Below are 8,781 nucleotides of genomic sequence, written 5' to 3'. Positions count from 1 at the left end.
AATACAGTGTTGAACAATCTCAACAAGCAATTACGAGATCAAATCAATACCTTGCTCAACACGTAAAAATAGAAAAAACAAAAACGATAAGTCGAGGTATGGAGCGCTAGACAATTTATATAATTAAGCGTACATTTGCTTTATAAAAGTAATTTAATTGTAAAATAGGTAATCCTATGGCAACGACAAATTTTAATATCAGACTTGATACTGAACTTAGAGATCAAGCCTTTCCAGTATTGGAAGGTTACGGACTCAGTGCTGCACTGGCATTTAAATTGTTCTTAAAGCAAGTAGCTGAAACAAAAACGGTTCCCTTGTCTTTTGACTATGCAAAAAATTCAATGCGTAGTGTAGAAGAAGGCTATATGGCAATGGCATCTGATGAAGAAAGAGAGAGTGAAGCTCTAGAGTGGTGTAATGCGTTGAGCGAGGATATTGCTCATGCAGAGGGGTGAAGTTTGGTGGGTAGAGTTTGACCCTTCTGTCGGTTCAGAAATTAGAAAAAAACGCCCTGCTGTGATTGTGAGTAACAACCTTGCTAATAAACACGTTGCACGAGTGGTTGTTGTCCCTCTAACAAGCAACACAGGGCGAGTTTACCCTGCTGAAGCTGTCGTTACAGTTGCAGGAAAGAGTGCGAAAGCAATGGCTGATCAGATTATGGCAGCAGATAAAAAGAGATTATCAAACAAACTAGATGCACTTTCCGTAGCTGATTTAATCGCTGTTGAAGATGCAATTAAGCTACATTTAGATTTAAATGATAATTAGAAACTAATATATATTTGTTAGGAAAATCAAATACTTTTAAAACATTTTAAACTGTGTTAGATTTCTTAAAGGCGAAAAAAAAGTAAGCTGGCAGGCTTACTTTTTTCTCATTGTTTAACAAATACTTAAAGCATCAGTAAACGCTAATTCGATACTAGTATTTTACTGATGTTTTGAGCATTTGCAACCAATAGGACGTTGCAAAACGTGAAAAACATTCAATTAAGCGATTTTTTTAACAATCTCGCACATAAACCGTACTGTTCAGATGAATTATTGTACGGATTAAAAATAAGACCAAAAACAACGGCAATCAAAATGCAGTACATACAAGGCAATCAACCTTGCATGTTGCACTATTTCTTTTTTGACTTAGATCGTCCAGAAGCTGTCATGGCTTGGCATGATGAGAACCTTCCAACTCCTTATTGGACTGCTCAAAATCCCAAAAATGGACATGCTCATATCTGCTATAAACTAGAAATTCCGCTATGTACCAGTGAGTTTGGTAGTCAAAAGGCAATAGCCTATGCCTCAAAAGTCCAAGCAGGACTTGCCAACAAGCTTGGTGCGGACGTTGGTTATAGCCACCTGATTACTAAAAATCCTTTCCATCAAGACTGGCGAATTGAGTTCTGGAGCGAACAAGCTTATACCCTCGATTATTTAGCTGATTTTGTCGATTTACCGAAGAAATTAACAAAGAAACAAGAGCAATTAGGACTTGGACGTAACTGCACCCTATTTAATACCTTGCGTAAATGGGCATATAAGGCGATTAGAGAGCATCGAGGAAGTATCTATGATAATTGGTATGCTGAAGTATTAAAATGCTGTCAAGAGGCTAATAATGCGTTTTTAGAGCCATTGCCATACTCAGAAGTCAAAGCGACTGCCAAGAGTATTGCAACGTATTGTTGGAAGAATGATGCATATTGCTATCAAGAGTTTATAGATCGCCAAAGCCGAAAAGGGCGACTAGGGGGGATTAAAGGAGGAAAGACACGTTCAGAACAATATGAACCTTTGAGAAAAAAAGCATTAGAGCTAAGAAAAAAAGGTTTAAGTATTCGTAATATTTCTAAAATGCTAAATATTAGTAATCCAACAATTCAAAAATGGTTAAAGACTTAATCAGAATAGGTTGGAACTTGTTCAGTTCTAATAATCCTTTTATCTTTTGAGAATAATAAAAGGGGTCTACTTTCTTCACAGAATGAAGAAAATAAACTTGAGAAAGCTTGATTAGCTAGTTTTTTATTACTTACTAATCCATTTTCTAGTAATAACTTTGATAATTCACTTTTAGTATATTCATGCCCAATATCATGATGGTGTATATAACTTGCTAGAGTATCTCTAATATCCCAAAAGCTAACTTTTTTAATTTGCTTACTAGCCATAATATTTATTTTGCCTTTTAGGTGTATAAAGTGAGCCTAAATCAGATAACAGCTTTTTTCCCCTTATTTATTCCACTTTTTGAGAATACTTTCTTTTGAGTTGTTCTTATTGCTCTTATCTGTATTTAACTCTTTTCCTAGTAATTTAGTTCCTAAGTCTACAGAGATTTTATTTGATTTCTCTATAATATCCTCTGCTAGTTTTTGAAGCTCTTTTGATTTATTCATTTTAAGTCTCCTTTCTATTAGATATTAGTTTTACAGTATACCATATTTCCAATTAATTTTTTGATCTGTCATTTTTAGATTATTATGATTGATAATTTTTTTATTAAAAAAAGGGCAAGGACACATATAGGGTACTCTATACAAAAACTAAAGTTTTCGCTAGAGTTACCCTAATATGCCTTGTAAGGGAAGAATCCCTTAACCCTCATTTCGACTTTTTACATCGGGAACATGGCCAGCTTTCAGCTAGCCGGTCCCTCATAAAAAGCCGACCCAATCCACGAATTGGATCTAGTCATGACGAAGAAACCAGTTATTAAAAGACAAAAAGAAATCAAAATACGCCTGACCGAAGAAGAACATCAGGCACTACTTGAACGCATGGAAGGGGCGGAACTGGCGACATGGATTAGAAACACATGCTTAGAAAAAAAACCGAATAAACAGCGTAAATACAAAGTTGCAGATCCTCAGCTACTTGCAGGACTAGGGCGAATAGGTGGCAACCTGAATCAAATTGCCCGACAAGTAAACACAGTAGTTTCAGATGTTGAAAAAATCAGAGCATTTGCAGAACTCGCAAGCATTAGAAACCAACTGCAACGGATATTAGATAACTATGATCGTTAAATTTCTTGCCAATAGGGGCGGTGGTAGTGCAGGAGCAACAATTGACTACCTGCTGGGTAAAGATCGAGATCGGGAAGGAGCATATCTACTTAGTGGCGACCCTGAACTAACCCAACGCATTGCCGATAATCTTGAATTTACCAACCGCTATACTGTAGGCGTACTTTCCTTTGAAGAAAAAAACCTAACGACCCAACAAAAACAAGACATCATGCAAAGCTTTGAAGAAAACCTCCTTGCAGGGCTAGACAAAGACCAGTACGACATCACATGGGTAGAACACACCGATAAAGACCGCTTAGAACTCAACTTTGTCATACCAAATGTAGAACTCAGCACAGGCAAGCGATTACAGCCCTATTATGACCAAGCAGACCGCCCACTAGTTGAGAACTGGAAACAAACCGTAAACTATGAATATGGACTGACAGACCCACACGCCCCTGACAAAGCCCAAGCCATTAAGACCCTAAATAGCCAAAATTTACCTAAGACCATCAAAGACATAAAACAGCAAATTGGCACAGCCATAGCCGAGCAAATCAGCACAGGCGCAATACAAAACCAAAAAGACGTTATTCATACTCTAGAACATGCAGGCTTTGAAATCGCACGGCAAACAGACAGATCAATCAGCATTAAAAACCCTGACGGCAGAAGAAACATACGATTAGAAGGCATCATTTATGAAAATCGACAATTTGATCAACAATTTGCACAAGAACACAGCCGAGCAGGACAGGAATATCAAGATACAAGCCGAGAACGTTACCAAACAGCACATGGCAAGTTACAACGCCTTACTACAAAAAAGTTTGAAGCAAACCGAGAACACTTTAGAAGAAAACCTACAGACCATCAAAGACCAACAGCCGAACATCAAAAAAGCTTTGCATTTGAATACACTCAAGGGCGTAGTTTTGGGCGTACTGGTGACGCTATTCCTGATTTTTCTAGGGATAACAGCATGGCTCGGCTATCAGATCAAAGAGAAGAAGCAGGAACTATACGAAATCAATCTCAGGATCGAACAAACCCCCTTAGAGAGACAGGCTTTACACAAAGTCAAAATAGTAGAAACACAGGACAAGAAATCTATCTTGATCATAGCGAGAAACAGCAAGAAAGCGGACGCATTCGAGAATACCAACGACCAAATGCTACTCAAACTAGAGAAGTAGGACAAACAGATGAACAACGACTTCATGAATCACTACAACGACACTTTGAACTTGTTAGAACAGCACTTGAACGAGCTAAGAGAAATCAATCAAAAACAGAGCGAGCAGATCGAAGCCTTGACCAATCAGAATCAAGCTTACAGCGAACAGAACGAGGAATTAAACAGAGCCAATACAGTGTTGAACAATCTCAACAAGCAATTACGAGATCAAATCAATACCTTGCTCAACACGTAAAAATAGAAAAAACAAAAACGATAAGTCGAGGTATGGAGCGCTAGACAATTTATATAATTAAGCGTACATTTGCTTTATAAAAGTAATTTAATTGTAAAATAGGTAATCCTATGGCAACGACAAATTTTAATATCAGACTTGATACTGAACTTAGAGATCAAGCCTTTCCAGTATTGGAAGGTTACGGACTCAGTGCTGCACTGGCATTTAAATTGTTCTTAAAGCAAGTAGCTGAAACAAAAACGGTTCCCTTGTCTTTTGACTATGCAAAAAATTCAATGCGTAGTGTAGAAGAAGGCTATATGGCAATGGCATCTGATGAAGAAAGAGAGAGTGAAGCTCTAGAGTGGTGTAATGCGTTGAGCGAGGATATTGCTCATGCAGAGGGGTGAAGTTTGGTGGGTAGAGTTTGACCCTTCTGTCGGTTCAGAAATTAGAAAAAAACGCCCTGCTGTGATTGTGAGTAACAACCTTGCTAATAAACACGTTGCACGAGTGGTTGTTGTCCCTCTAACAAGCAACACAGGGCGAGTTTACCCTGCTGAAGCTGTCGTTACAGTTGCAGGAAAGAGTGCGAAAGCAATGGCTGATCAGATTATGGCAGCAGATAAAAAGAGATTATCAAACAAACTAGATGCACTTTCCGTAGCTGATTTAATCGCTGTTGAAGATGCAATTAAGCTACATTTAGATTTAAATGATAATTAGAAACTAATATATATTTGTTAGGAAAATCAAATACTTTTAAAACATTTTAAACTGTGTTAGATTTCTTAAAGGCGAAAAAAAAGTAAGCTGGCAGGCTTACTTTTTTCTCATTGTTTAACAAATACTTAAAGCATCAGTAAACGCTAATTCGATACTAGTATTTTACTGATGTTTTGAGCATTTGCAACCAATAGGACGTTGCAAAACGTGAAAAACATTCAATTAAGCGATTTTTTTAACAATCTCGCACATAAACCGTACTGTTCAGATGAATTATTGTACGGATTAAAAATAAGACCAAAAACAACGGCAATCAAAATGCAGTACATACAAGGCAATCAACCTTGCATGTTGCACTATTTCTTTTTTGACTTAGATCGTCCAGAAGCTGTCATGGCTTGGCATGATGAGAACCTTCCAACTCCTTATTGGACTGCTCAAAATCCCAAAAATGGACATGCTCATATCTGCTATAAACTAGAAATTCCGCTATGTACCAGTGAGTTTGGTAGTCAAAAGGCAATAGCCTATGCCTCAAAAGTCCAAGCAGGACTTGCCAACAAGCTTGGTGCGGACGTTGGTTATAGCCACCTGATTACTAAAAATCCTTTCCATCAAGACTGGCGAATTGAGTTCTGGAGCGAACAAGCTTATACCCTCGATTATTTAGCTGATTTTGTCGATTTACCGAAGAAATTAACAAAGAAACAAGAGCAATTAGGACTTGGACGTAACTGCACCCTATTTAATACCTTGCGTAAATGGGCATATAAGGCGATTAGAGAGCATCGAGGAAGTATCTATGATAATTGGTATGCTGAAGTATTAAAATGCTGTCAAGAGGCTAATAATGCGTTTTTAGAGCCATTGCCATACTCAGAAGTCAAAGCGACTGCCAAGAGTATTGCAACGTATTGTTGGAAGAATGATGCATATTGCTATCAAGAGTTTATAGATCGCCAAAGCCGAAAAGGGCGACTAGGGGGGATTAAAGGAGGAAAGACACGTTCAGAACAATATGAACCTTTGAGAAAAAAAGCATTAGAGCTAAGAAAAAAAGGTTTAAGTATTCGTAATATTTCTAAAATGCTAAATATTAGTAATCCAACAATTCAAAAATGGTTAAAGACTTAATCAGAATAGGTTGGAACTTGTTCAGTTCTAATAATCCTTTTATCTTTTGAGAATAATAAAAGGGGTCTACTTTCTTCACAGAATGAAGAAAATAAACTTGAGAAAGCTTGATTAGCTAGTTTTTTATTACTTACTAATCCATTTTCTAGTAATAACTTTGATAATTCACTTTTAGTATATTCATGCCCAATATCATGATGGTGTATATAACTTGCTAGAGTATCTCTAATATCCCAAAAGCTAACTTTTTTAATTTGCTTACTAGCCATAATATTTATTTTGCCTTTTAGGTGTATAAAGTGAGCCTAAATCAGATAACAGCTTTTTTCCCCTTATTTATTCCACTTTTTGAGAATACTTTCTTTTGAGTTGTTCTTATTGCTCTTATCTGTATTTAACTCTTTTCCTAGTAATTTAGTTCCTAAGTCTACAGAGATTTTATTTGATTTCTCTATAATATCCTCTGCTAGTTTTTGAAGCTCTTTTGATTTATTCATTTTAAGTCTCCTTTCTATTAGATATTAGTTTTACAGTATACCATATTTCCAATTAATTTTTTGATCTGTCATTTTTAGATTATTATGATTGATAATTTTTTTATTAAAAAAAGGGCAAGGACACATATAGGGTACTCTATACAAAAACTAAAGTTTTCGCTAGAGTTACCCTAATATGCCTTGTAAGGGAAGAATCCCTTAACCCTCATTTCGACTTTTTACATCGGGAACATGGCCAGCTTTCAGCTAGCCGGTCCCTCATAAAAAGCCGACCCAATCCACGAATTGGATCTAGTCATGACGAAGAAACCAGTTATTAAAAGACAAAAAGAAATCAAAATACGCCTGACCGAAGAAGAACATCAGGCACTACTTGAACGCATGGAAGGGGCGGAACTGGCGACATGGATTAGAAACACATGCTTAGAAAAAAAACCGAATAAACAGCGTAAATACAAAGTTGCAGATCCTCAGCTACTTGCAGGACTAGGGCGAATAGGTGGCAACCTGAATCAAATTGCCCGACAAGTAAACACAGTAGTTTCAGATGTTGAAAAAATCAGAGCATTTGCAGAACTCGCAAGCATTAGAAACCAACTGCAACGGATATTAGATAACTATGATCGTTAAATTTCTTGCCAATAGGGGCGGTGGTAGTGCAGGAGCAACAATTGACTACCTGCTGGGTAAAGATCGAGATCGGGAAGGAGCATATCTACTTAGTGGCGACCCTGAACTAACCCAACGCATTGCCGATAATCTTGAATTTACCAACCGCTATACTGTAGGCGTACTTTCCTTTGAAGAAAAAAACCTAACGACCCAACAAAAACAAGACATCATGCAAAGCTTTGAAGAAAACCTCCTTGCAGGGCTAGACAAAGACCAGTACGACATCACATGGGTAGAACACACCGATAAAGACCGCTTAGAACTCAACTTTGTCATACCAAATGTAGAACTCAGCACAGGCAAGCGATTACAGCCCTATTATGACCAAGCAGACCGCCCACTAGTTGAGAACTGGAAACAAACCGTAAACTATGAATATGGACTGACAGACCCACACGCCCCTGACAAAGCCCAAGCCATTAAGACCCTAAATAGCCAAAATTTACCTAAGACCATCAAAGACATAAAACAGCAAATTGGCACAGCCATAGCCGAGCAAATCAGCACAGGCGCAATACAAAACCAAAAAGACGTTATTCATACTCTAGAACATGCAGGCTTTGAAATCGCACGGCAAACAGACAGATCAATCAGCATTAAAAACCCTGACGGCAGAAGAAACATACGATTAGAAGGCATCATTTATGAAAATCGACAATTTGATCAACAATTTGCACAAGAACACAGCCGAGCAGGACAGGAATATCAAGATACAAGCCGAGAACGTTACCAAACAGCACATGGCAAGTTACAACGCCTTACTACAAAAAAGTTTGAAGCAAACCGAGAACACTTTAGAAGAAAACCTACAGACCATCAAAGACCAACAGCCGAACATCAAAAAAGCTTTGCATTTGAATACACTCAAGGGCGTAGTTTTGGGCGTACTGGTGACGCTATTCCTGATTTTTCTAGGGATAACAGCATGGCTCGGCTATCAGATCAAAGAGAAGAAGCAGGAACTATACGAAATCAATCTCAGGATCGAACAAACCCCCTTAGAGAGACAGGCTTTACACAAAGTCAAAATAGTAGAAACACAGGACAAGAAATCTATCTTGATCATAGCGAGAAACAGCAAGAAAGCGGACGCATTCGAGAATACCAACGACCAAATGCTACTCAAACTAGAGAAGTAGGACAAACAGATGAACAACGACTTCATGAATCACTACAACGACACTTTGAACTTGTTAGAACAGCACTTGAACGAGCTAAGAGAAATCAATCAAAAACAGAGCGAGCAGATCGAAGCCTTGACCAATCAGAATCAAGCTTACAGCGAACAGAACGAGGAATTAAACAGAGCCAATACAG

The 8,781-nt window shown here is 37.8% G+C and carries 14 protein-coding genes; 10 read left to right on the top strand and 4 right to left on the bottom strand.

The window, feature by feature from the left end; translation table 11 throughout:
- The first annotated feature begins 176 nt into the window (after positions 1-176).
- From AC1MPL_RS11980 to AC1MPL_RS11970, 3 genes are all read left to right on the top strand, one after another.
- A complete protein-coding gene (locus AC1MPL_RS11980; protein ID WP_092750199.1) occupies positions 177-458 on the top strand; it encodes a type II toxin-antitoxin system RelB/DinJ family antitoxin in 282 nt (93 codons plus the stop codon).
- Positions 445-774 carry a type II toxin-antitoxin system PemK/MazF family toxin gene (locus AC1MPL_RS11975; protein ID WP_479766262.1) on the top strand — a complete coding sequence of 110 codons (330 nt, stop codon included), beginning with the start codon at positions 445-447 and terminating at the stop codon, positions 772-774. The genes AC1MPL_RS11980 and AC1MPL_RS11975 overlap by 14 nt, the downstream gene beginning before the upstream one ends.
- 207 nt (positions 775-981) lie before the next feature.
- A complete protein-coding gene (locus tag AC1MPL_RS11970) occupies positions 982-1,908 on the top strand; it encodes a replication initiation protein (RefSeq protein ID WP_479766261.1) in 927 nt (308 codons plus the stop codon).
- On the opposite strand, the gene AC1MPL_RS11965 is transcribed toward AC1MPL_RS11970, so the two are convergent.
- Positions 1,905-2,177 carry a hypothetical protein gene (locus tag AC1MPL_RS11965; protein ID WP_479766260.1) on the bottom strand — a complete coding sequence of 91 codons (273 nt, stop codon included), beginning with the start codon at positions 2,175-2,177 and terminating at the stop codon, positions 1,905-1,907. The genes AC1MPL_RS11970 and AC1MPL_RS11965 overlap by 4 nt on opposite strands.
- Positions 2,178-2,240: 63 nt before the next feature.
- Positions 2,241-2,405, bottom strand: a complete 165-nt coding sequence (locus tag AC1MPL_RS11960; RefSeq protein WP_479766259.1) for a hypothetical protein — start codon at positions 2,403-2,405, stop codon at positions 2,241-2,243.
- 297 nt (positions 2,406-2,702) lie between these two features.
- Here AC1MPL_RS11960 and AC1MPL_RS11955 point away from each other — a divergent pair, with 297 nt between their 5' ends.
- The 5 genes from AC1MPL_RS11955 (at position 2,703) to AC1MPL_RS11935 (ending at position 6,295) form a co-directional block, all read left to right on the top strand.
- Positions 2,703-3,035: a plasmid mobilization protein gene (locus AC1MPL_RS11955; RefSeq protein ID WP_479766258.1), complete on the top strand. Its 333-nt coding sequence runs from the start codon at positions 2,703-2,705 to the stop codon at positions 3,033-3,035.
- The gene (locus tag AC1MPL_RS11950; protein ID WP_479766263.1) at positions 3,025-4,497 is read left to right on the top strand and encodes a relaxase/mobilization nuclease domain-containing protein; all 1,473 of its coding nucleotides are present in this window, start codon (positions 3,025-3,027) and stop codon (positions 4,495-4,497) included. Before AC1MPL_RS11955 ends, AC1MPL_RS11950 begins: the two co-directional genes overlap by 11 nt.
- A 66-nt stretch (positions 4,498-4,563) precedes the next feature.
- Positions 4,564-4,845, top strand: coding sequence for a type II toxin-antitoxin system RelB/DinJ family antitoxin (locus AC1MPL_RS11945; protein ID WP_092750199.1), 282 nt, complete (start codon positions 4,564-4,566; stop codon positions 4,843-4,845).
- Positions 4,832-5,161 carry a type II toxin-antitoxin system PemK/MazF family toxin gene (locus tag AC1MPL_RS11940; protein WP_479766262.1) on the top strand — a complete coding sequence of 110 codons (330 nt, stop codon included), beginning with the start codon at positions 4,832-4,834 and terminating at the stop codon, positions 5,159-5,161. The genes AC1MPL_RS11945 and AC1MPL_RS11940 overlap by 14 nt, the downstream gene beginning before the upstream one ends.
- A 207-nt stretch (positions 5,162-5,368) precedes the next feature.
- Positions 5,369-6,295: a replication initiation protein gene (locus AC1MPL_RS11935; protein ID WP_479766261.1), complete on the top strand. Its 927-nt coding sequence runs from the start codon at positions 5,369-5,371 to the stop codon at positions 6,293-6,295.
- Here AC1MPL_RS11935 and AC1MPL_RS11930 read toward each other — a convergent pair.
- Entirely contained in the window at positions 6,292-6,564 is a 273-nt protein-coding gene (locus tag AC1MPL_RS11930; RefSeq protein WP_479766260.1) for a hypothetical protein, read from the bottom strand. The genes AC1MPL_RS11935 and AC1MPL_RS11930 overlap by 4 nt on opposite strands.
- Positions 6,565-6,627: 63 nt before the next feature.
- Positions 6,628-6,792: a hypothetical protein gene (locus AC1MPL_RS11925; RefSeq protein WP_479766259.1), complete on the bottom strand. Its 165-nt coding sequence runs from the start codon at positions 6,790-6,792 to the stop codon at positions 6,628-6,630.
- A 297-nt stretch (positions 6,793-7,089) separates the two neighbouring features.
- Here AC1MPL_RS11925 and AC1MPL_RS11920 point away from each other — a divergent pair, with 297 nt between their 5' ends.
- Positions 7,090-7,422, top strand: coding sequence for a plasmid mobilization protein (locus AC1MPL_RS11920; RefSeq protein WP_479766258.1), 333 nt, complete (start codon positions 7,090-7,092; stop codon positions 7,420-7,422).
- The coding region (locus AC1MPL_RS11915; protein WP_479766257.1) for a relaxase/mobilization nuclease domain-containing protein at positions 7,412-8,781 on the top strand (1,370 nt) is incomplete at its 3' end. The genes AC1MPL_RS11920 and AC1MPL_RS11915, both read left to right, overlap by 11 nt.

The sequence above is a fragment of the Acinetobacter sp. N1-1 genome, from assembly GCF_056711485.1.
This window is presented reverse-complemented; position numbering and strand designations above follow the sequence as displayed.

Excerpts from the sequence above, each read along its gene's own strand:
- AC1MPL_RS11940 (WP_479766262.1), top strand. The coding sequence starts at position 4,832 with ATGCAGAGGGGTGAAGTTTGGTGGGTAGAGTTTGACCCTTCTGTCGGT.
- AC1MPL_RS11980 (WP_092750199.1), top strand. The coding sequence starts at position 177 with ATGGCAACGACAAATTTTAATATCAGACTTGATACTGAACTTAGAGAT.
- AC1MPL_RS11955 (WP_479766258.1), top strand. The coding sequence starts at position 2,703 with ATGACGAAGAAACCAGTTATTAAAAGACAAAAAGAAATCAAAATACGC.
- AC1MPL_RS11920 (WP_479766258.1), top strand. The coding sequence starts at position 7,090 with ATGACGAAGAAACCAGTTATTAAAAGACAAAAAGAAATCAAAATACGC.
- AC1MPL_RS11950 (WP_479766263.1), top strand. The coding sequence starts at position 3,025 with ATGATCGTTAAATTTCTTGCCAATAGGGGCGGTGGTAGTGCAGGAGCA.
- AC1MPL_RS11965 (WP_479766260.1), bottom strand. The coding sequence starts at position 2,177 with ATGGCTAGTAAGCAAATTAAAAAAGTTAGCTTTTGGGATATTAGAGAT.
- AC1MPL_RS11945 (WP_092750199.1), top strand. The coding sequence starts at position 4,564 with ATGGCAACGACAAATTTTAATATCAGACTTGATACTGAACTTAGAGAT.
- AC1MPL_RS11960 (WP_479766259.1), bottom strand. The coding sequence starts at position 2,405 with ATGAATAAATCAAAAGAGCTTCAAAAACTAGCAGAGGATATTATAGAG.
- AC1MPL_RS11975 (WP_479766262.1), top strand. The coding sequence starts at position 445 with ATGCAGAGGGGTGAAGTTTGGTGGGTAGAGTTTGACCCTTCTGTCGGT.
- AC1MPL_RS11930 (WP_479766260.1), bottom strand. The coding sequence starts at position 6,564 with ATGGCTAGTAAGCAAATTAAAAAAGTTAGCTTTTGGGATATTAGAGAT.
- AC1MPL_RS11925 (WP_479766259.1), bottom strand. The coding sequence starts at position 6,792 with ATGAATAAATCAAAAGAGCTTCAAAAACTAGCAGAGGATATTATAGAG.